Origin of the sequence: Streptomyces spiroverticillatus, from assembly GCA_014650415.1 — a bacterium.
Lineage (GTDB): Bacteria > Actinomycetota > Actinomycetes > Streptomycetales > Streptomycetaceae > Streptomyces > Streptomyces spiroverticillatus.
Genome location: BMUX01000004.1, coordinates 328,583 through 349,071, shown reverse-complemented (window position 1 = coordinate 349,071; position 20,489 = coordinate 328,583). Strand labels below are relative to the sequence as shown.

At 72.6% G+C, this 20,489-nt stretch carries 20 protein-coding genes; 9 read left to right on the top strand and 11 right to left on the bottom strand.

The window, feature by feature from the left end; translation table 11 throughout:
* The first annotated feature begins 184 nt into the window (after window positions 1-184).
* Both hemG and hemQ read left to right on the top strand, forming a co-directional pair.
* Entirely contained in the window at window positions 185-1,648 is a 1,464-nt protein-coding gene (gene hemG, locus IE269_RS13055; protein ID WP_189823041.1) for a protoporphyrinogen oxidase, read from the top strand.
* 4 nt (window positions 1,649-1,652) lie between these two features.
* Window positions 1,653-2,399: a hydrogen peroxide-dependent heme synthase gene (hemQ, locus tag IE269_RS13050; RefSeq protein WP_189823040.1), complete on the top strand. Its 747-nt coding sequence runs from the start codon at window positions 1,653-1,655 to the stop codon at window positions 2,397-2,399.
* Window positions 2,400-2,491: 92 nt separating this feature from the next.
* On the opposite strand, the gene IE269_RS13045 is transcribed toward hemQ, so the two are convergent.
* The 5 genes from IE269_RS13045 to IE269_RS13025 all read right to left on the bottom strand — a co-directional run bounded on the left by IE269_RS13045 (window position 2,492) and on the right by IE269_RS13025 (window position 8,799).
* A complete protein-coding gene (locus IE269_RS13045; RefSeq protein WP_189823039.1) occupies window positions 2,492-4,117 on the bottom strand; it encodes an alpha/beta hydrolase in 1,626 nt (541 codons plus the stop codon).
* A gap of 199 nt (window positions 4,118-4,316) precedes the next feature.
* Entirely contained in the window at window positions 4,317-5,087 is a 771-nt protein-coding gene (locus tag IE269_RS13040) for a TIGR04222 domain-containing membrane protein (RefSeq protein WP_189823038.1), read from the bottom strand.
* Window positions 5,088-5,321: 234 nt separating this feature from the next.
* Window positions 5,322-6,398, bottom strand: a complete 1,077-nt coding sequence (locus tag IE269_RS13035) for a TIGR04222 domain-containing membrane protein (RefSeq protein WP_189823037.1) — start codon at window positions 6,396-6,398, stop codon at window positions 5,322-5,324.
* A gap of 8 nt (window positions 6,399-6,406) precedes the next feature.
* The gene (locus IE269_RS13030) at window positions 6,407-7,924 is read right to left on the bottom strand and encodes an MbnB/TglH/ChrH family RiPP precursor modification enzyme (protein WP_189823036.1); all 1,518 of its coding nucleotides are present in this window, start codon (window positions 7,922-7,924) and stop codon (window positions 6,407-6,409) included.
* A gap of 110 nt (window positions 7,925-8,034) precedes the next feature.
* A complete protein-coding gene (locus IE269_RS13025) occupies window positions 8,035-8,799 on the bottom strand; it encodes a DUF4142 domain-containing protein (protein ID WP_189823320.1) in 765 nt (254 codons plus the stop codon).
* A 203-nt stretch (window positions 8,800-9,002) separates the two neighbouring features.
* On the opposite strand from IE269_RS13025, the gene IE269_RS13020 reads away from it, so the two are divergent.
* Window positions 9,003-10,007, top strand: coding sequence for a hypothetical protein (locus IE269_RS13020; RefSeq protein WP_189823035.1), 1,005 nt, complete (start codon window positions 9,003-9,005; stop codon window positions 10,005-10,007).
* Window positions 10,008-10,148: 141 nt separating this feature from the next.
* On the opposite strand, the gene IE269_RS13015 is transcribed toward IE269_RS13020, so the two are convergent.
* Window positions 10,149-10,886, bottom strand: coding sequence for a peptidyl-tRNA hydrolase (locus IE269_RS13015; protein WP_189823034.1), 738 nt, complete (start codon window positions 10,884-10,886; stop codon window positions 10,149-10,151).
* 72 nt (window positions 10,887-10,958) lie between these two features.
* Between IE269_RS13015 and IE269_RS13010 the strand changes: the two genes are divergently transcribed.
* From IE269_RS13010 to IE269_RS12995, 4 genes are all read left to right on the top strand, one after another.
* Window positions 10,959-11,636, top strand: coding sequence for an AIM24 family protein (locus IE269_RS13010; protein WP_189823033.1), 678 nt, complete (start codon window positions 10,959-10,961; stop codon window positions 11,634-11,636).
* A gap of 12 nt (window positions 11,637-11,648) precedes the next feature.
* The gene (locus IE269_RS13005; protein ID WP_189823032.1) at window positions 11,649-12,515 is read left to right on the top strand and encodes an ABC transporter ATP-binding protein; all 867 of its coding nucleotides are present in this window, start codon (window positions 11,649-11,651) and stop codon (window positions 12,513-12,515) included.
* Complete coding sequence (locus IE269_RS13000) at window positions 12,512-13,180, top strand: ABC transporter (RefSeq protein WP_189823031.1); 669 nt, start codon at window positions 12,512-12,514, stop codon at window positions 13,178-13,180. Before IE269_RS13005 ends, IE269_RS13000 begins: the two co-directional genes overlap by 4 nt.
* 86 nt (window positions 13,181-13,266) lie before the next feature.
* Window positions 13,267-13,419 (top strand): hypothetical protein, encoded by a 153-nt coding sequence (locus IE269_RS12995; protein WP_189823030.1) that lies wholly within the window; start codon window positions 13,267-13,269, stop codon window positions 13,417-13,419.
* Window positions 13,420-13,423: 4 nt separating this feature from the next.
* On the opposite strand, the gene IE269_RS12990 is transcribed toward IE269_RS12995, so the two are convergent.
* Window positions 13,424-14,299, bottom strand: coding sequence for a polysaccharide deacetylase family protein (locus IE269_RS12990; protein ID WP_189823319.1), 876 nt, complete (start codon window positions 14,297-14,299; stop codon window positions 13,424-13,426).
* 96 nt (window positions 14,300-14,395) lie between these two features.
* Between IE269_RS12990 and IE269_RS12985 the strand changes: the two genes are divergently transcribed.
* Entirely contained in the window at window positions 14,396-14,866 is a 471-nt protein-coding gene (locus IE269_RS12985) for a GNAT family N-acetyltransferase (RefSeq protein WP_189823029.1), read from the top strand.
* On the opposite strand, the gene IE269_RS12980 is transcribed toward IE269_RS12985, so the two are convergent.
* Window positions 14,853-15,773: a polyphosphate kinase 2 family protein gene (locus IE269_RS12980; RefSeq protein ID WP_189823028.1), complete on the bottom strand. Its 921-nt coding sequence runs from the start codon at window positions 15,771-15,773 to the stop codon at window positions 14,853-14,855. The genes IE269_RS12985 and IE269_RS12980 overlap by 14 nt on opposite strands.
* Window positions 15,679-17,193, bottom strand: a complete 1,515-nt coding sequence (locus tag IE269_RS12975; RefSeq protein WP_189823027.1) for a nucleobase:cation symporter-2 family protein — start codon at window positions 17,191-17,193, stop codon at window positions 15,679-15,681. Before IE269_RS12975 ends, IE269_RS12980 begins: the two co-directional genes overlap by 95 nt.
* 213 nt (window positions 17,194-17,406) lie before the next feature.
* On the opposite strand from IE269_RS12975, the gene IE269_RS12970 reads away from it, so the two are divergent.
* Entirely contained in the window at window positions 17,407-18,480 is a 1,074-nt protein-coding gene (locus IE269_RS12970) for an isopenicillin N synthase family dioxygenase (protein ID WP_189823026.1), read from the top strand.
* A gap of 33 nt (window positions 18,481-18,513) precedes the next feature.
* Here the strand turns inward: IE269_RS12970 and IE269_RS12965 are convergent, their stop codons facing one another.
* Window positions 18,514-19,944, bottom strand: a complete 1,431-nt coding sequence (locus tag IE269_RS12965) for an alkaline phosphatase PhoX (protein WP_189823025.1) — start codon at window positions 19,942-19,944, stop codon at window positions 18,514-18,516.
* 113 nt (window positions 19,945-20,057) lie between these two features.
* Entirely contained in the window at window positions 20,058-20,483 is a 426-nt protein-coding gene (locus tag IE269_RS12960; RefSeq protein ID WP_189823024.1) for an OsmC family protein, read from the bottom strand.
* Between the last annotated feature and the right edge of the window lie 6 nt (window positions 20,484-20,489).

Sequence of the window (20,489 nt, the reverse complement as noted above, 5' to 3'; positions counted from 1 at the left end):
CGCCGATCCTGTTGCTGCCCGCATCTCGGTCCCCCCGAAAAGTGGTGAAGGATGTTGCAGGTTCGACGTGTGGGGTGGTCGCGCGGGTTGCCGTTTCCCGGTCCCGAAGCGGCCCCGAACCGGTCACGGTCGGGACTCGAAGGTCACGGTCGGGACGCGGCGCGGCGTTTGAGACAGTGGAGCCATGAACGGTACGAGCGCCCCCCACGCCGCCCCGCAGGCCACCCCGCACGTCGTTGTCGTCGGCGGCGGCATCTCCGGCCTCGCCGCCGCCCACCGGCTGACCGGCGCCGGGGTCCGGGTGACCCTCCTGGAGGCCACCGACCGGCTCGGCGGCAAGCTGGAGGCCGGGGAGATCGCCGGGGCCCCCGTCGACTTCGGCGCCGAGTCCGTGCTGGCCCGCCGGCCCGAGGCCGTCGCCCTGGCCCGCGAGGTCGGGCTGGGCGAGCGCCTCCAGCCGCCGTCCACCGCCACCGCCTCCCTCTGGAACCGGGGCACGCTCACCCCCATGCCCAAGGGCCACGTCATGGGCGTGCCGGGCGACCCCGCCGTCCTCACCGAGGTCCTCTCCGCCGCAGGTCTGACCCGTATCGAAGAGGACAGAACGCTGCCGCGCACCGAGGTCGGCGACGACATCGCCATCGGCGCGTACATCGCCGCCCGGCTCGGGCGCGAGGTCGTCGACCGGCTCGTCGAGCCGCTGCTCGGCGGGGTGTACGCGGGCGACGTCTACAAGACCTCGCTGCGGGCCGCCGTGCCCGCCCTGTTCGAGGCGGCGAAGAAGCACGACTCGCTGCTGGAGGGGGTCGGGGAGATCCAGGCGCGCGCCGCCGCCAACCAGCAGACCGGCCCCGTGTTCATGGGCATCGACGGCGGCATCGGGACCCTGCCGGGGGCCGTCGCCGACGCCGTACGGGCGCGGGGCGGCCAGATCCGTACCGAGACCCCCGTACTCGCCCTGACCAGGGCGGACGGCCAGTGGACCGTACGTACCGACAACGGCTCGATCCAGGCGGACGGGGTGGTGCTGGCCGCCCCCGCCTGGTCCGCGTCCGCACTGCTGGCCGACGTCTCGCCGGTCGCCGCCGCCGAGCTCCAGCAGGTCGAGTACGCGTCCATGGCGCTCGTGACCATGGCCTTCGCCCGCAAGGACGTCGAGGACGTGCTCCCGGACGGGTCCGGGTTCCTGGTGCCGCCCGTCGACGGGCACACCATCAAGGCGTCGACCTTCTCCTCCCGCAAGTGGGGCTGGGTGAGCGAGCACGCGCCCGATCTCTTCGTGCTGCGCACGTCGGTCGGCCGGTACGGCGAGGAGGAGCACCTGCACCGCGACGACGCCGACCTCGTGGACGTCTCGCTGAAGGACCTGGGGGCCGCGACCGGGCTCGCCGCCAGGCCGGTGGAGACCCGGGTGACCCGCTGGATCGGCGGGCTCCCGCAGTACCCCGTCGGCCACCTCTCGCGCGTCGCCCGCATCCGTGCGGCCCTCGCGCAGGTGCCCGGTCTGCGGGTCTGCGGGGCCGCGTACGACGGCGTCGGCATCCCCGCCTGCGTCGGCAGCGGACAGCGGGCCGCCGACGCGCTCGCGGAAGAGATCTTGGTCATGCCCACCCTGGTGGAGGGCACGGCAGGCGGCACGGGACAATAGCCACATGACTGCTCAGGAGAACGCCGCGAACGAGGTCCCCGCCAACGGCGGCAAGGCCCCGAACGCGGGCAAGAAGGCCAAGGACCTCAACGAGGTCATCCGCTACACCCTGTGGTCCGTCTTCAAGCTGCGCGACGTGCTGCCGGAGGACCGCGACGGTTACGCCGACGAGGTCCAGGCGCTCTTCGACAAGCTCGCCGCCGAGGACGTCACCGTCCGCGGCACCTACGACGTCTCCGGGCTGCGCGCCGACGCCGACGTCATGATCTGGTGGCACGCCGAGACCTCGGACGAGCTCCAGACCGCGTACAACCTGTTCCGTCGTACGAAGCTCGGGCGCGCCCTGGAGCCGGTGTGGTCGAACATGGCGCTGCACCGCCCCGCCGAGTTCAACAAGTCGCACATCCCGGCGTTCCTCGCCGACGAGACCCCGCGCGACTACGTCTCGGTGTACCCGTTCGTACGCTCCTACGACTGGTACCTGCTGCCCGACGAGGACCGTCGCCGCATGCTCAAGGACCACGGCATGATGGCCCGCGGCTACCCCGACGTGCGCGCCAACACCGTCGCCTCCTTCTCGCTGGGCGACTACGAGTGGCTGCTGGCCTTCGAGGCCGACGAGCTGTACCGCATCGTCGACCTGATGCGCCACCTGCGCGCCTCCGAGGCCCGGATGCATGTCCGCGAGGAGGTGCCCTTCTACACCGGGCGCCGCAAGAGCGTCGCGGACCTCGTGGCGGGGCTCGCGTAACACCTGACGTACGGTCAACTCCCATACGGAACACATGACTTGGCGGTGTTCCTGGTGCGTATTCACCAGGAACACCGCCCCAGCCCGGAAGATCAGACGGCGGCCGGAATCCCCAGCAGTGGGAGGGCGCGCTCGTCCAGCGACACCGGGTTCGGCTCCCGGTGCGGCGCGCAGGCAGCGCGCCGCACCGGTGTCTTTCCGGTCAGCAGGTACGTCTCCATGTGCGTGTTGACGCAGGCGTTCGCGCCGCCCCCGATGCCGTGCGTGCCGGCGTCCTTCTCCGTCACCACCGCCGATCCCGGCAGCCGCTTCTGGAGCTCCAGGGCCCCCTTGTACGGGGTGGCCGCGTCACGCTCGGCGGCCAGGATCAGGGTCGGCGGCAGCGCCCCCTTCGCGACCCGCACGTCCACCGGCTTCTGCCGGGGCTGGGTCCAGTAGGCGCACGGCAGGTTCATCCACGCGTTGTCCCAGGTCTCGAACGGGGCGCGCTTGGCCAGCCGGGTGTTGTCGCGGTCCCAGGTCTTCCAGTCGGTCGGCCAGGGGGCGTCGTTGCACTCCACGGCCGTGTAGACGGCGTTGCCGTTCTCGTCGTCCCAGGCCGCCTCGGGGCGCGGGGCGGCCTGTGCGATCAGCGGCTTCGGGTTGCCCTTGAGGTACTCGGAGAGCGCGGTGGCGCGCATCGCCCACACGTCGTCGTAGTAGCCCGCCTTCAGGAACGCGGCCTGGAGCTGCCCGGGGCCGACCGTGCCGCCCGCGGGCTTGTGCGCCAGCTCGGCTCGGGCCTTGGCGTAGCTGTGCTGCACGGCCTCGGGGGTGTCGCCCAGCTCGTACGTCTTGTCGTGCTTGGCCACCCAGGTGCGGAAGTCCTCCCAGCGGCCCTCGAAAGCGGCCGACTGGTCGAGGTTGTTGCGGTACCAGATCTGCGCAGGGTCGGGGTTCACCGCCGAGTCGAAGACCATGCGGCGTACGTGCGAGGGGTAGAGGGTCGCGTACAGCGCGCCGAAGTAGGTGCCGTACGACGCGCCCATGAAGTTGAGCTTCGGCTCGCCGAGGGCGGCGCGCAGGACCTCCAGATCGCGGACGTTGTTGAGCGAGTGGTAGTGGCGCAGCGCCTCGCCGGCGTTGCGGGCACAGCCCTGCGCGTACGTCTTCGCGCGGGCGATCCGCTCCTTCTTGTACGACTCGGAGGGGTTCACCGGCGCCTGGGTGGGGGCCTCGGCGAAGTCCTTCGAGTCCATGCAGGTCAGCGGAGCGCTGCGGGCGACGCCGCGCGGGGAGTAGCCCACCAGGTCGTAGGCGGCGGCGATGTTCTTCCACTCCGGCATGCCCGCGACCATCGGGAAGTACATGGAGGAGGCGCCGGGGCCGCCCGGGTTGAAGACCAGCGCGCCCTGGCGGGGCACCGGCTTCCCGGTCTTGGGGTCCTTGCCCCGAGCGGTCAGGCGGCTGACGGTCAGTTCGATCTGCTTGCCCTGCGGCTCGGCGTAGTCGAGGGGCACCTTGACGGCGGCGCAGCGCACCGCGTCGGGCAGTTGCTCCGACTCCGGGCACAGGCCGAAGGACAGGCCGGCGGTCTGCGCGCGCTCGGCGGCCCGGGCGACGCCGCGTGCCTCCGGCGACTCGCGGGGGGTGGCTGCCGCGCCGGTGGGGGCCGTCGCGAGGGCGGTCAGGACCAGGGAGCCGAGGGTGGTGGCTCCGTACAGCGCTAGTGCTCTCATGGCGATCCCTGATCCCTTGATCCGGCCGCGGCGGCGGGCGTGGTGCCCGGGGCGGCTCTCGTACGTACTGGACAAAAGGGATACTTGGCAGGGCAGTTGACGATGTAAAGCACCGGTGTCCGGTGTCGGGCTCATTGACCCCGTTGCTTCACGGGCCCGTCAACGCTGCTTAACGGGGCTTCGAGGCGACCGGCGGTGCTCAGCGGGCTCCGGTCAGGGCGGTGCGCAGCTCAGGGTCCGGTATCGCGCGGGCGCCCGACACGGCGACGGCGGTGAGCAGGGCGCGGTGGGCGTCCTCGGGCCCGTCCGCCTCCATGGCGCGCAGCCGGATGCGGCCCGCCGTGGACGCCCACTGGGTGTACGGGTGGACCTCGATGCGCGCCACGGCCAGGCAGCCGAGCGTGAGCAGCAGGGGGAGCGTGAACCAGAGCACGGCCGGGGTGGTCTCGGCGGGGTCCTGCGGCAGGACGAACCCGACGACCGCGCCCAGCGCCAGGATCAGCGCGGTCGCGTTCCGCACCGCGCGGACCCCGTGGCGTACCGCGTGCTGGAGGTGGGCGGGGACGGCCAGGCCGGAGGCGATCAGCCGGTCGGCGAGCGCCCGCACGGTCTCGGCGGCGGCCACTCCCGCCCGTACGACTGCCGTACGGGACTGGCCGTCGGGGCCCGCCGCGGCGATCGCGGCGCGCTCCAGGCCGTTGTGGCCGTGCGGGGTGACGACGGTGGTCCAGCCGGTGTGGGCGAGCATCAGCCGGCGGTCGGCGTGCATGGTCAGCAGGGTCAGGTCGGCCACCCGTTCGGGGCCTCCGCACAGGAAGGCCGCCTCGTGCAGCGTCAACTCCGCGTCGTACGGCGGGACGTCGGGCGCGTGGTCGTCGACGGCCGCCACGGCGGTGGCGGCACGGACGAGCCGGGCGCAGGAGCCGACGGCGGCGACCCAGGCGAGGGCGAGGAGCGGGAGCCAGAACATGGCGGAGTTCTACGCGAGGAGAACACCGTGTCGCTATGGCGTGTTCATGATGCGGACGGTCTGTTGTGGATTCGTGACCGTGCGTGGGGGGATGTGCGGTGCGGTGGGGTATTTGGGCCGGGGGTGGCAGGGGAGGGGTGGGAGGTGATACGGGGCGGGGGACGGGATTCGGGGCTACGGGGCCGGGCGGGGAGGGACGGGGTGGGGCGGGTCCGGGCGGGGTTTTGTGCGGGGTCAGAAGCTGCTTCCGCCGCCGCCGCCACCTCCGCAACTGCTGCCTCCGCCGCCGCCACCTCCTCCGCAACTGCTGCCTCCGCCGCCCCCGCCGCCTCCGCCGGAGCAGGAGCTTCCGCCTCCGCCTCCCGAGCAGCCGCCTCCGCCGCCTCCCGAGCAGCCGCCTCCGCCTCCCGAGCAGCCGCCGCCCCCGCCGGAGGACCCGCTGCATCCTGCGCCGGGGTTGCCGCCGCCCGGAGCGTTGGAGGCGCACCAGACCATCACCGGGACCGGTACGTACGGCATCGTCGGGTTGTGGGACGGGCGGTGGCGGGCCGCCGTGAGGAAGTGGGCGCGCAGCACGGGGTCGGTGAGGACGCGGAAGCCGCCGAGGGCCACCTGCTGGGCGAGCGTCAGCGCGTTCGCCGGGTCGGCGCGGTAGGCGCGCAGCGACTCCTGGCCGGGGTCGGTGACCCTGCGCTTGGCGCGCAGGGACCACAGGATGCCGCTCACCAGGCCGAAGCCGAGTGCGGGCAGCACGAGCAGGATGAAGGGGACGTAGTCGACGAAGGGGGATCCGCTGCGCGAACGCCCCAACTGCATTGCCGTGACTGCCAAGGCGAACAGGAGGGCGGGCATGCACATGGCGGCCTGGAAACCGCCCCAGCCGCTCCAGCGGCGGCTCTGGGCCGGCGGCAGGAGCAGCCCGCGCGCGGCCAGGCTGTCGCCGATCTCCTGCACCGCCGGGTTGCGGATCGCCGCGTGGCGCAGGGCGGCCAGGGAGCCGTCGGGAGCCGTCTCGTACTCGTGGAGCACGGCGCGTTCGACGGCGTCCCTGGTCGCGCTGTTGTGCACCACGACGACACCGGGTCCGCCGATGCTGATCCGCCCGTCCTGCTGGAGGGAGACCAGGGCGGTGTCCACGGCGCGGGCGGGACCGCCGATCAGGAACGCGCCCTCCATGAGGTCGAGGGTGCGGGCCGGTCCGAAGCCGTGCTGGCGGTGCGCCTGACGCACGGTGGCCCACAGGGGGAGGCCGGAGGCGAGGACGGCGCAGTGGATGAGGACGGCGGAGGTGAGGACGAACGATTCGCCCATGACGTCCCTCACCTCCCGACCAGGGCGGCGGCCGCGCGGACGAGCCGGGAGGTGAGGGACGGCGGCCGGGCGTCGGTGCGGTCCTGCCACCAGTGCGTGAGCTCGCGGAGCTGGGCGGGCGTGAGGGGTGCGTGGACGAGGGCGTGCTCGGCGAAGTCCAGGGCGTCGCGCCGGTAGCCGTCGCGCAGCGGGCGGGGCCGGGCGTACGCGACGAACGCGGGCCGGAAGCCGCTGCCCAGGATGCGCGGCAGCTCGGGCGCCACCTTGGCGACGATCCTGGCCCGCTTGGCGAGGAGCGCCCGCGCCTGCACCCGGATGCGCGGCCCGTCGAACCCCTCGGGAACGGGCCCCCCGGCGACGAGCGCTTCGAGCAGCGAGGCCTGCGCGAGGGCGAGGCTGCTGCGGGAGGAGTGGACCGGGTCCGTGACGTCGGCCGTGCCTGTGACGCCGGCTGTGCCCGTGTCGTCGGCCGTGCCCGTGACGCCGGCTGTGCCCGTGGTGCCCGCCGCGCCCGTGAGGCCGGGACGGCCACTGGTCGGTTCGAGCGGGGTTGCCCCGGTGGCCGACGGCAGGGCTCCTCCGCAGGGACTTGCGGCCGGGGTTCCCGCGCCGGAACCGGCGGCGCGAGCTGCGGGCGCTGCTCCCGCGCCCACCAGCTGCGGCGTGTCCAGGACATCCCGGAGCTGCGGCGTGTCCAGGACGCCCCGGATCAGGTCCAGTTCGGCCGCGAGTTCCTCCGCGCCGGGGAAGTCCTCGTCGCGTTCCAGCAGGACACCGGGGGGCGACACGCGGGAGCGCAGCTCGGCGAGGACTTCCAGGACGGGTTCCGTCACCGGGTGGGCGTGCGTGTCGTGCCACACGCCGTCCTTCTCGACGCCGCCCGCGACATGGACGTACGCGATCGACTCGACCGGCAGCTCGTCCAGCGCCCGCGCCGGGTCCTCGCCCCGGTTGACGCGGTTGGTGTGCAGGTTGGCGACGTCGATCAGGAGGCGTACGCCCGTACGCTCCACCAGCTCCGCCAGGAACTGGCCCTCCGTCAGCTCCTCGCCCGGCCAGGCGATCAGCGCCGCGATGTTCTCCAGCGCCAGCGGCACCGGGAGCTGGTCCTGGGCGATGCGGACGTTCTCGCACAGCACCCGCAGCGCGTCCCACGTGCGCGGCACGGGCAGCAGGTGACCGGCCTCCAGGGTGCGGGACGCGGTCAGCGATCCGCCTGCCCGTACGAACGCGATGTGCTCGGTGACCAGCGGCGCACCCAGCGCCTCGGCGCGGGCCGCCAGCGACGCCAGCCGGTCCGGGTCGGGGCGGTCCGCGCCCCCGATGCCCAGCGAGACGCCGTGCGGGATCACCTTCGTGCCGCGTTCGCGCAGGCGCAGGAGGGAGGCGGGGAGGTGGCCGGGGCAGATGTTCTCCGCCACCACCTCCACCCAGTCGATGCCGGGCAGCGCCTCGACGGTGTCGGCGATCTCGGGCCGCCAGCCGATGCCGACGCCGAGCCGTGCTCCCTGGTCCTCGTGTGCCATGTCCGTCCCCCTCGGTGCGTGCTGTGCAGGGGTCATGGCCCCGTCACGGGGCGCTGAATCCCGTAAGGGGGACGTTCAGAGGTTGATTTGAGGTTCCGGCGCGCCGGGCGTCACGGCTGGGCGGCCGGGCTCCCGATGTCGCCGACCGTCGGCGCGGAGGGCAGCGAGGTGAAGGTCTGGGTGCCCGACGGGCGGACCGGCTCGGGCGCCGGGACGGGGGCGCCGGGCACCGGCGGGGGAGGGCCGGTGGGGGAGGCGGTGGCGTTGCCCGCGGCCTCGTTGGCGATGGCGTCGAAGTCGACCAGGCCGGTGGCCTCCAGCATGGTGATGTGGTCGAGGACGGTCTGGTTGGCGGCGTCCGCGAGCTGCCGAATGAGGGCGTTGCGGGTGGAGTTGCGGACCTGGGCGATCACCGCGAAGACCTTCCCGTGGGCGCGTCGCAGCAGGTTCGCGAAGAGGCGTTCGTACGTCGTCCCGGAGGCCGCCGTCAACTCCCGCAGCCAGCCCTGCTGTTCGGGCGTGGGCTGGTTCGGCAGCTCGACGCCGAGCTGGGCGGCGACGGACCGGGCGCGGGCGTCCAGATCGGTGTGCCCGACGACGAGGTGGTCCCCGGCGGCCTTGATGGACTGGCTCGGCGCACGCTCGATGGCCTGCTGCCCGGCGGGCAGCTCCCACAGCCCGGCGAGGCGCACCTTGACCAGCAGGTCCCGGTCGGCGGCCGACAGCGGCCCCCACTTGGTGGGCACGGACGACGCCGCGAGGTTGGCCTGCCCGGTGCCGGAGCGGTCCGCGTACGACCAGACCGGGAAGGCCAGGGCGGCGAGCGTGGCGACCAGGGCGGTGACGATGAGCGCGGTGCCGTTGATCCGGCGCAACAGGCTGAACAGGGCGGGGGGCATGGGCAGGTCTCCCGGATGCGCGTGGTTCGTGGTGCTGCGGTACGCGAACGAATCAACCGCCAAGTACCTTGATCCTTCAGCCACTTGCGGTCATTCATGGGTACGTGTGAGGCACGCGACACGTTCAGGGGAAGGCGGTACCGGGGGCGTTGTCAGTGCCGCCGCACATAATCACGGCCATGTTGATCACCGAGGACGTACTCCGCCGGGCGTGGCGGGAGCTGGCCGACCGCTGCGAGCTGCTCGACACGTCGATGCTGCCGAGGACCACGACGGACCCCGGGTACTACCGGGCCCACGAGGGCGCGATGGAGGGCCTGCTCCTGGTAGTGGGCGACGACGGCACCGTGTGCGGCCAGGACGGCCCGTACAGCGAGGCCTTCGCCACCGACGACCTCGACGAGGTGCTCTACTTCGCGGCGGAGGAGGCCGTCCGCGGGCTCGTCGACCCGGACGCGGCCGCCCCGGTCTCCGCGCAGGCCGAGCTGCTCGACCGTATCGACCCCGCCTGGGGCCGCAGGTTCCGGGGCGGCGGCACGGACGACGCACAGCCGCCCGGGCCGTGCGGGAAGGACCCCCTGGAGGGCTTCGCCTGGATAGTCGGAAGCTGGCGCGAGCAGGACCCCTACACGCACCTGTCCTTCTTCCGGGGCGACGACTTCAGCGCGGAGCAACTGGTCGTGAGCCTCGGCGCCGACCCCGGCCAGGTCGCCGCCGGGACCACCCTGGCGGAGCTGCGCGCGAAGGACGACTCCTGGGGCTTCGACCAGGAGTGGGGCTCCTGCTGCTACGGGCGGGTCGGCGAGTGGGTGTTCGTGCTGCACCACGAGAGGCCGTACGACGTACCGGAAGGCGAGCCCCTGGCCGTCACGGAGACGGTGGACCTGTGCGCGACGTCGGCGAAGGCCGTCTACAGCTTCACCTACGCGCGCGACGACCGCGTGGTCGGCGACGACATGGGCCTCATCGAGCTGCTGCACTACAACAGGGGCCGCACCCCCTACCGCCCGGACGGCGAACTCGACTTCCTCAACCGGGCCGTCCGCCGCGCCGAGCTGGACCACCCCGAACTCGACGAGTACCAGACCTACTTCCACGCCCTGGAGACCTCACTCGGCCTGAGCCTGCCCCGCCGTGCGATCGAGGAGGGCACGGTCCTGGCCGCCCAGTGGGCCCGGCGCTGACGGGCGACATGGCACCGGCGGCGCCATCACGGCCCCGGACCGCCCCCGCCGCGCAGGACGGCGGCGACGCGGATGTCGATGCGCGTGCCGACGGCGACCGGGTCGGCGACGGCGCAGGCCCGCCCCGTAGCGGGGCCGCGGTCAGCCCCGCAGCGCCGGATGGTCCGCGATCACCGTCTCCGAGCCCGGCGCGATCTCCGTGAAGCCCGCGTCCCGGACCACCGGCAGGCCGGTCGCGGTCAGGGTCCGCCACTGCTCGGGCGTGGCCGTACGGACGGACAGCGGGAAGCCCGCGTCCCGCCACGCCGTGCGGTCCGCGTCGGAGAGGTCCCACCAGGCGAGCTGCGCGCCGTGACCGGCCTGGGCCATCGCCTTGCCCGCCGACATGTCCAGGTCCGGGCTCATCCAGAGGACCGGAACGTCCGGGTCCGGGGCGTGCGGCTCCTCGGGGTCGTCCAGGTCCGTGCCCGACACCTGGAGCTTGGCCAGCTCCTTGGGCCAGCCGTCGAGCGGGACCGGCGGGAAGACCCGGACCTCCGCGGCCTTGCCCGTGACCGTGATCCCCGGCAGCGCCGACGCCTTGCGCCACTCCGCGCCGCGCGCCCGCCGCACCACCTTGCGGATCCGCGCGTCCTGCCAGTCCCGCACGACCTCGGCCCACTCGCCCTCGCCCAGGGCACGCTCGTCGGACAGGATCGTCAGAACCGCCCGCGCCGCCGTCTCCAGGGCGTCCGTGCGGGCCGGGGGGTCCGTCTTCTCGATGTGGACCACGAGGGGGAGGACGAACTGCGGCGCCGCGTCGCGCTCGGCGGACACGGACTGCACGTCGGCGGAGGAGGCGGACGCGGGCGCTGCGTCCGGGGTGTCGTTGCTGCTCATGGGGCCAAGTTTGCCAGGGCGTGATGTCGGGCTCCTTGTCGGACCAAAACCCGGCGGGCGAGGATGACCCGCATGAAGAGCGACATTTTTGCCTCCGAGAACATGGCCCAGCCGGCGACCGTCCCCGGCATGACCCTCCAGAACGCGAAGTCGGTGAAGTACGCCGTCAACGGCGAGATGCACGCCCGCCAGGGCTCGATGATCGCCTACCGCGGAAACCTCCAGTTCGAGCGGAAGGGCCAGGGCATCGGCGGCATGCTCAAGCGCGCCGTGACCGGCGAGGGCCTGCCGCTGATGGCGGTGCGCGGCCAGGGCGAGGCGTGGTTCGCGCACGAGGCGCAGAACTGTTTCATCGTCGACCTCGACCAGGGCGACGCCCTCACCGTCAACGGCCGCAACGTGCTCTGTTTCGACGCGACCCTCAGTTATGAGATCAAGATGGTGAAGGGTGCCGGAATGACCGGCGGCGGCCTCTTCAACAGCCTCTTCACCGGATACGGCAAGCTCGCCGTGATCTGCGACGGCAACCCCATCGTCATCCCCGTCACCGGGAACATGCCGGTGTACGTCGACACCGACGCGGTGGTCGGCTGGAGCGCCCAGCTCAACACCTCGCTGCACCGCTCGCAGTCCGTCGGCTCGATGATCCGCGGCGGCTCCGGCGAGGCCGTGCAGCTCGTCCTCCAGGGCGAGGGCTTCGTGATCGTACGGCCCAGCGAGCTGACCCAGACGAAGCCGACCGCGAACTGAGAAGATCCCCGGGTGAGACTGGAACGGGTGGGGCGACGGTACGGGCTGCGCGGCGACTGGGTCCTGCGGGACGTCGATCTGGAGCTTGGGCCCGGCTCCCTGATCCGCTTCCAAGGGGCCAACGGGACAGGGAAATCAACCCTGTTGAAGGTTCTGGCCGGTACCGACGCCCCCACCGAGGGCCGCGTCGAGGGGCGTCCGGGCCGGGTCGCGTACGTGCCCGAACGCTTCCCCGGAGGGCTGCCGCTGACCGCGCTCGGCTACCTCGTCCACCTCGGCCGCATCCACGGCCTGGGCCGGGCGCGGGCCCGCGAGGAGGCGCTCGCCCGGCTGGAGCGCTTCGGCGCGGCAGGCCACGCCCGTACCCCCGTCGCCGAACTCTCCAAGGGCGCCGCCCAGAAGGTCGCCGTCGCCCAAGCCCTCATGGCGGAACCGGAGTTGCTGGTCCTGGACGAGGCCTGGACCGGCCTTGACGAGGCCGCCCGGGACGAACTGGACCGGGCCGTCGCCGAGCGGGTCGCCGCCGGGGCGACCGTGGCCTACGTCGACCACGACCCGCGCCGCCTGGCGGGGGCGGTGGACGTGGCGTACGAGGTGGCGGGGCTCGGGCTGCGAGCCGTCAACTCCCCTGCACAGGAGGGTGAATCGGGTCCTCGGGTACGGATTCTCGCCGTCGGCCCGCAGGGTGCGGCCCTGCCCGCCGGGCTGCCGGGCGCACCGGACGCCGACGGGGCCGTCGTGCTGACGGTCCCCGCCGCGCGCTCCGACGCGGCGCTTCGCGCACTGCTCGGGGCCCAACCTCCTTGGCACGTAAGGGAAGTGGCACCGGTCACGGCCCCTGCGGAACCCGCCCGGGCAGCAGAACGGAACCAGGCATGACCGCCCTCGTGCGCTACCAGATCGCCCTCTTGGCACGGTCGCAGCGCTGGCTCGCCCCCGTGGTCCTCTACGCGGCCTTCGTCGCCGTCGGCGTGCAGGGCGGACAGCCGGTCCTCGACTCCCTCGGGTACGGCGCGGCCGCCCTCCTCCCCGTCGCCGCCTGGCTCACCCGACTCTGCGTGACCGGGGAGCCGCCCGCCGCCAGGCACGTCACGGCCGCCGCCACCTCGCCCGCCCGGGCGCACCTCGCCGCGCTGCTCACCGCGTTCGGCTGCGCGGCGGCGCTGGGCGTCGCGGCCACCGCGTTCGTGGTGCTGGTCAGCAAGTGGGCGGACACCGAGGGGCAGGTACGGATCAACCCGCTCGGCGCCGCCGGGGCCGGCCTTCTGGCCGTCCTCACCTGCGCCCTGCTCGGCACCGCCGTGGGCGCGCTCGGCAGCCGCCCGGTGCTGCACGGCACCGGCTGGAGCATCGCTCTGACCGCCACCGGCGCACTGCTTGCCCTGGTCACGGCCGGGTCCCCCGCCCGCCTCACGGTGAACGCCCTGGTCGGCGGCTCGCACGCGGGCGCGGTGCCGCTGCCGCTGGTGCCGTTCGCGGTGGCGGTGCTGCTGGCGGGGGCGGTCGGGGCGGCGGTGTGCGGGCTCAGCTCCAGGAGGGGCTGAGCCCGTGCCCGTACTCACTGAGCCCGTGCCCCTACCCGCTGAGCCCGTGCCCGTACCCGTACCCGTACCCGCGTAGGCTCCTCGGCATGGACGCACCCGAGCAGCCCGCCGACCCGACCCCCATGGCCGACTGCGTGCTGTGCGGGAAGCCGACCGAGTACCCGGAGACGGTCCGGGGGATCGTGCACTGCCCGGTCTGCGAGTGGCAGGAGGCCCAGCGCACGGCCTGCTCCGGGTGAGCCGTCAGCGGCGGGCGATCAGGTCCGAGACCTTCACGAAGCGGTAGCCCCGCTTCCGTAGCTCCGGGACCACCCTGCGCAGGGCCTTCTCGGTCGTCGGGGCGGCGCTGCGCGTGCAGTGCATGACCACCAGCGAGCCCGGCTTCACCCCGGCCAGCACCTGCTCGGCCACCGCGTCCGCGTTCGTCGCGAAGGCGTCGCCGCTGACCACGTCCCACTGCACCGCCGTCACCTTCGCGGGGCCGAGGCTGCGCAGTGCGCGGTCGTCGTAGCAGCCGCCGGGGAAGCGGAAGTACGGCACCACATTGGTCGCCCCCGCCTTCGCGAAGGCGGCGAACGCCCGGTCCACGTCCGCCTTCATCGCCTTCGGCTCGACCGTCGGCAGCCCGTAGCAGGGGGAGGAGAAGGCGTGGTGGCTGTAGGAGTGGTTGGCGATCTCGAAGAGCGGATCGGTGCCGATGGAACGCGCCTGGTCCGGGTACTCCTCGGCCCAGCGTCCCGTCATGAAGACGGTCGACGGCACCTTCCACTTCCGCAGCGACGCGATGAGCTCCGGGTTGTCGAAGTGCTCGCCGCGTGCCGCCCGGGGGCCCTGGTCGGCGGTCATGTCCGCGTCGAAGGTGAGCGCCACGACCTTCTCGCCGCCCGCGCTCTTCCTCGCCCGCTCGAACACGGGCGTGAGCCCGCCGGGCCCGGCGGCGACCGTGGGGACGGGGGTCGGGGAGGGCGGCGCGGTCGCCGACGTCGACGGTACGGGTGCGGAGGGCGACCGGCGGGCCTCGGTGCCGCTGCCTTCGCCGGAGCCGGCACCGGAGCCCGGTCCGGGGCTTCCGGTGCCGCAGCCGGTCAGGACCGCGCCCAGGACGGCCGCCGCGAGCATTCTTCGTACAAAAGTGGTCACTCACGGAAAGTAGCCGATCAGGCCGCGCGCGTACGGCTGCGGCACGGCGCGCCCCGGGCAGGTAATACTCTCGGAATGACTTCGCTTCTTACGCGGGATGGATCCGCCCGGGTCCGGCGCGCCACCGCCCACGACGCCAAGCAGCTCACCCGTCTCGTCCGCACCTCGCGCGCCTACGAGGGCCCGTACGCGTCGATGGTCGAGGGGTACCGGGTCGGCCCCGACTACATCGAGCACCACGAGGTGTACGTCGCCGAGTCGGCGGACGGGCGGGTCCTCGGCTTCTACGCGCTCGTCCTGGACCCGCCCGAGCTGGACCTGATGTTCGTCGCGGACGCCGCGCAGGGCCTGGGGATCGGGCGGCTGCTGATCACCCACCTCACCGGGCGGGCCCGGGAGGCGGGGCTGACCGAGGTGCGGATCGTCTCGCACCCTCCGGCGGAGGGCTTCTACCGGAGTGTGGGCGCGGTGCCGGTCGGTACGGTGCGGGCGAACCCGCCGGCCGTGCGGTGGGACCGGCCCGAGCTGCTGCTCACCCTTCGCTGAGCAGCCGCTTGCGGCACTCCTCGACGTCGAAGTCGGCGGGCGGGTACTGCGGGTCCAGGGCCGTCAGATGCTCCAGGAGGAGGCTGCTGACGGCCCAGTTCCGGTACCACTTGCGGTCGGCCGGGACCAGGTGCCAGGGGGCGGCATCCGTCGCGCACCGCTGGAGGGCGATCTCGTACGCCTCCTGGTAGGCGGGCCACAGGGCGCGCTCGTCGATGTCGCCGGGGTTGAACTTCCAGTGCTTCTCGGGGTTGTCGAGCCGCTCCAGGAGGCGGCGCTTCTGCTGCTCGTGACTGATGTGCAGGAAGACCTTGACGATCGTGACGCCGCTGTCCGACAAGGAGCGCTCGAAGTTGTCGATCTGGCCGTAGCGCTGCTCGATCTCGTCGGGCGGGGCCAGCTCGCGGACCCGCCCGATCAGGACGTCCTCGTAGTGCGAGCGGTCGAAGATGCCGATCTCGCCCGCCTCCGGGAGTGCCTTGGTGATCCGCCAGAGGAAGGAGTGCGACCGCTCCTCCTCGGTGGGGGCCTTGAAGGCGCGGATGCGGCAGCCGGACGGGTTGAACAGGCCGATCACGTGCTTGACCGTGCCGCCCTTGCCGCTGGTGTCCATGCCTTGCAGGACCAGGAGGAGACGGCGGCCGTCGCCCGCGGTGCTGGCCGCGTACAGGCGTTCCTGCAGGTCGGCGAGGGGATCGCCCAGGAGGGCGGTGACGGCGACGCCCTGCGCCTTGTCGCGGGGGCCGACGGGGGTGGCGTCGGCTGCGTACGAGGCGAGGGAGACGGGGGCGCCGACGGGGAGGCGGAAGGCGTCAGTCGCGGAGGCGGGCGGGTTCCCGGACTTCTTCGCCTGCTGGTGTTTCCTGTCCTGCTTTTCCTGCTTTTCCTGGTTCTTGTGCTTCGGCATCGGGCTCCCCATCGGGCTCCGTCGGGTCGGATGCCTCGATCGTGCGCCGGATCGGCTCAGGACGCGAGTGCTGGATCCGGCCGGTGTGGTGGAAGAGCAGGTTGAGGAGGAAGGCGACCAGAGCGGCGCTCGTGATGCCGCTGCCCAGGATGATCTGCACCCAGGACGGGAAGCGGTCGTAGACGCCCTCCGCCAGCTCCGGAAGGAGGCCCGCGCCGAGGGCGACGGCCGCGATGGTGAGGTTGTGGCCCCGGTCGAGGTCGACGCGGCGCAGGGTGTTGATGCCGACCATGGTCACCGTCGCGAACAGCATCAGGCCCGCCGCACCCACCACCGGGCCCGGCAGCGCGGCCACCAGCTCGCCCAGGCGCGGGACCAGTCCGAGGACCAGCAGCATGCCGCCGGCCGCGGCGGTGACGTACCGGCTGGAGACCCCGGTGAGGCGGAGCAGGCCGACGTTCTGGGTGAAGACGGTGTCCATGAAGGAGTTCATCGCGCCGCCCAGCACGCCGGAGAGCCCGTCGGCGGCCAGACCCCGCGCCAGGTCCTTGTCGGTGACCTCGCGGCCGGTGGCCTCGCCGACCGCCATCATCGTCGCCGTGGACTCCGTGAAGATCACCAGCATCACCACGCACATCGAGATCACGGCGGAGGCCGGGAACTCCGGCGCCCCGAAGTGGAAGGGCGCGGCCGTGCCGAACCAGTCCGCCCCGGCGGCCCCCGAGAAGTCGGTCAGCCCCAGCGGTACCGCCGCCAGCGTGCCCAGCACGATCGCCGCCAGGATGCCGACCTGCCCGAGGAAGCCCCGGGCGAAGCGCGCGAAGAGCACGATCGCGACCAGGACCCCGGCGGCCAGCGCCAGCCGGGCCGGTGAGGCGTAGTCCGGGGCCTTGGGGTCGTTGCCGGTGATCAGCCCTCCGGCGACCCCGATCAGCGACAGCCCGACGACCGTGATGACCACCCCGCTGACCAGCGGCGGGAAGAACCGCACCAGCCGCGCGAACGGCACCGCGACCACCAGCCCGAAGAGCCCGGCCGCGAGCATCGACCCGTATACGGCGGGCATCCCGTACTCGCCCGCGATGAGGATCATCGGGGTGACGGACGCGAAGGTCGCACCGGTGACGATCGGCAGCCGGATGCCCAGCACCTTGCCGACGCCCAGGCTCTGGACGAGCGTGATCAGGCCCGCGACCAGCAGGTCCGCGTTGATCAGCAGGCCGATGGTGGACCTGTCGAGCCCGGCGGCGGCGCCGAAGACCAGGGGGACGGTGATGCAGCCGGTGTACATGATCAGGACGTGCTGGAAGCCGAAGGCGGCGAGGCGGGCGAGGGGCGGGCGGCGGTCGACGGGGTGCTTCGGCGCGACAGGTGCTTCGGGTGCTTCGGGTTGTACGTCGGGTGCTTCCGGTGCGGCCATGGCGGCGGCCCTCCAGGGGTGCGCGGGCGGGGCGAATGGAGAGCATTGACGCAGCCGGTCTTTGTCGGCGCGGTACGGCCCGGTTACGGTCGTGTTGCCGGGCCGGAAGCTGACACACCGTCAACCCGCGTGCCTCCGGTACGACGTTGACACTGGTCAGAGGGGCATGCTCAGATCCACTCGTCCCGAACCTCGGAGATACGGAGCGTGCCCATGGTCGCCGCACACGCCGTCGACGGAACCCTGGAGGTCCCCGTCGTCGACCTCACCGCCTGGTACGACGGCACCCCCGCCCAGCGCGCGGAGGTCGCCCGCGCGGTGGACCGGGCCTGCCGGGAGACGGGCTTCATGCAGGTCACCGGCCACCGGGTGCCCGAGGCCGCGGCCCTGGGTCTCGCCTCGGCCATCGACGACTTCTTCGCCCAGGACATGGCGGACAAGAAGGCCGTCCGCCCGGCCGACCCCGCCGTCAACCGGGGCTACTCGCCGCCGCGCGCCGAACGCCTGAGCCACAGCCTCGGCATCGCCTCGCCCGAGGACCTCTTCGAGGCGTTCAACATCGGCTCGCAGGTCGGCGACCACCCGGAGACCGTTCGGACGCTGCTCTCGGCGGACGACCACCCCGACAACCTCTGGCCTGTCGAGAGCGAAGTGCCCAACTTCCGTGCCCGCGTGCAGAGTTGGTTCACCGAGGCGCGCAAGCTGTCGCACGTCCTGACCGACGTCTTCGCGCTCGCGCTGGACCTTCCCGAGGGGTACTTCGAGGAGCGCACCGACCGCTCCATCGACGTCCTGCGCATGAACAACTACCGGCTGCCCGCGGGTGAAGTCGTCGCGGATCCACGGCAGATGGGCATGGGTGCCCACACCGACTACGGCATCGTCACCGTCCTGTGGGCAGACTCCGTGCCCGGACTCCAGATCCTCGGCAGCGACGGCGGCTGGCACGACGTGCAGCCCCTGCCGGGCGCACTGCTCGTCAACCTCGGTGACGCGCTGGCCCGTTGGACCAACGAGCGCTGGCTGTCCACGATGCACCGCGTGCTCCCGCCGACCGACGCCACGGGCGCTCTGGTACGACGCCGGTCCGCCGCCTTCTTCCACGACGGCAACGCCGACACCCTCGTCGAACCCCTCCCCGCCTGCGTCGCCGCGTCCGACCCGCCGGAGCCGAAGTACGCCCCGGTCACCATCGGCGAGCACCTGCGGCAGAAGCTGGCCGGATCGCGTGGACTCGCGCTGAACCCGAACGCGGGGCGGGAGGTGGCCCGGATCGGGGAGGAGTAGGGGCGAGCGGGGGTTCCCGCCCGCCCCTTCGGGTCAGTCGTCCCAGGGCCCCGTCACCGCGAAAGTCGTCCCGGGCGTGTAGCAGTTGACGTACATCGTCGTCTCGTCCGGCGAGAAGGTGACCCCGGCGAACTCGCCCCACTCCGGCTCCTCGGGCGTGCCGATGTTCTGGCGGCCCCGGGCCATCGGATACACCTGCCCCTTGCGGCTCAGGCCGAAGACGTGCTGCGCGCCGTCGCCGTCCTCGCACACCATCAGGCCGCCGCTGGGCGCGAGGCAGATGTTGTCGGGGTACTCGCCCGGGAGCTGGTGGTCGGTGTCCGGGCCGAAGACCACCACCAGGGTGAGACGGCGCCTGTTCGGCTCGTACTTCCAGACCTGGCCGAAGTGGTCCCGGAGCGAGCCCTCCTTCGACTTGGCGAAGCTGGAGACGAAGTAGACAGCGCCTTCACCGCTGCCGCCCCAGTAGCAGCCCTCCAGCTTCTGGGCGTGCGTGATGCCCTTCTTGCCGAAGTCCTGGAGCCTGATGGGGGTTTGCTTCGCGAGCGGGTCCGGCACCGGCACCCATTCCACGCCGCTGAAGCTCCGCCCGGTCTCGTGCACGGCCGACAGGTCCGGCACGCCGGGTACCCGCATGGCCTCCAGCGTGCCGCCCGCCCGCAGTGAATTCACGCCGCCGCAGGGCTTGTCGGGCAGGAAGCGGTAGAAGAGGCCGAACGGGAACGCGAAGGCGTCCTCCGTCTCGTACACGATCCCGCTCTTCGGGTCGACGGCGATCGCCTCGTGCTGGAAGCGGCCCATCGCGGTCAGCGGGTCCGCGCCGGTGCGGTGCGGGTCGGCGGGGTCGACCTCGAAGATGAAGCCGTGGTCCTTGGTGTAGCCGTTCGACCCGGCCTTCTCCTCGTTCTCCTCGCAGGTGAGCCAAGTGCCCCAAGGGGTCGGCCCGCCCGCACAGTTGACGGCCGTGCCGGCGATGCCGACGCGCTCCTCCAGGACGTTGTTGCGTCCGTCCAGGGTGAGCGCGGTGCAGCCGCCCTTGGCCGCCGGGTCGTAGGTGAGGCCCTGCACGGTGGGCACGCCGTGCTTGGCGGACTGCCGGTTCTCGTGGTTGCGGACCAGGTGGACGCGGCCGCGCCGGCCTCTGAGGGCGGTCATGCCGTCGTGGTTGCTCGGTACGAGTCCCTCGCCGGAGCGCAGGGGGTCGCCCTCGCGGGAGAGGACCTTGTAGCGGAAGCCCCTGGGGAGGTCGAGCAGGCCCTTGGGGTCGGGCACCAGCGGCCCGTAGCCCGTGCGGTGGTGGCCCCCGCCGCCGCGCGGTCCGGCCAGGGCCGTACCGGCGAAGACTTCGGAGAGCGCGCCGGTGAAGGCGATTCCGGCTCCCAACGCGCCGGTGCGGGCGAGGACTTGACGCCGTGAGGCGTCGGACGGCGGAGGTGTCGTCGGGGACTTCTCGGTCGATGACATGAGGCAACTCCCTGCTGGCGGACAGGAATGTGACCCGCACGTGTGTACCACGCAACCGGTGACACGTGAACCATGCGGGTCACTACAGCCTCAGTCGTACGTACGCCGATACGTCAGACGAGCGAGGCGCTCAGCGTGATCGTCGTACCCGAAAGCGCCTGGCTGACCGGGCAGTTGGCCTTCGCGTCCTCGGCGGCCTTCACGAAACCGGCCTCGTCCAGACCCGGCACCTCGCCCTCCACCGTGAGGTGGATGCCGGTGATGCCCTCGCCCGGCTGGAAGGTCACCGCGGCGGAGGTGTTGATGCGGGTCGGGACGTGGCCGGCGCCGGAGAGGCCGTGCGAGAGGGCCATCGAGAAGCAGGAGGAGTGGGCGGCGGCGATCAGCTCCTCGGGGCTGGTCTTGCCGTTCGCCTCCTCGGCGCGCGAGGGCCAGGACACGGCGTAGCTGCCGACCTTGGAGGAGTCGAGCGAGACGGTGCCCTCGCCCTCCATGAGGCTGCCGGTCCAGACGGTGTGCGCGTTACGGGTGGTGGCCATGAGGAA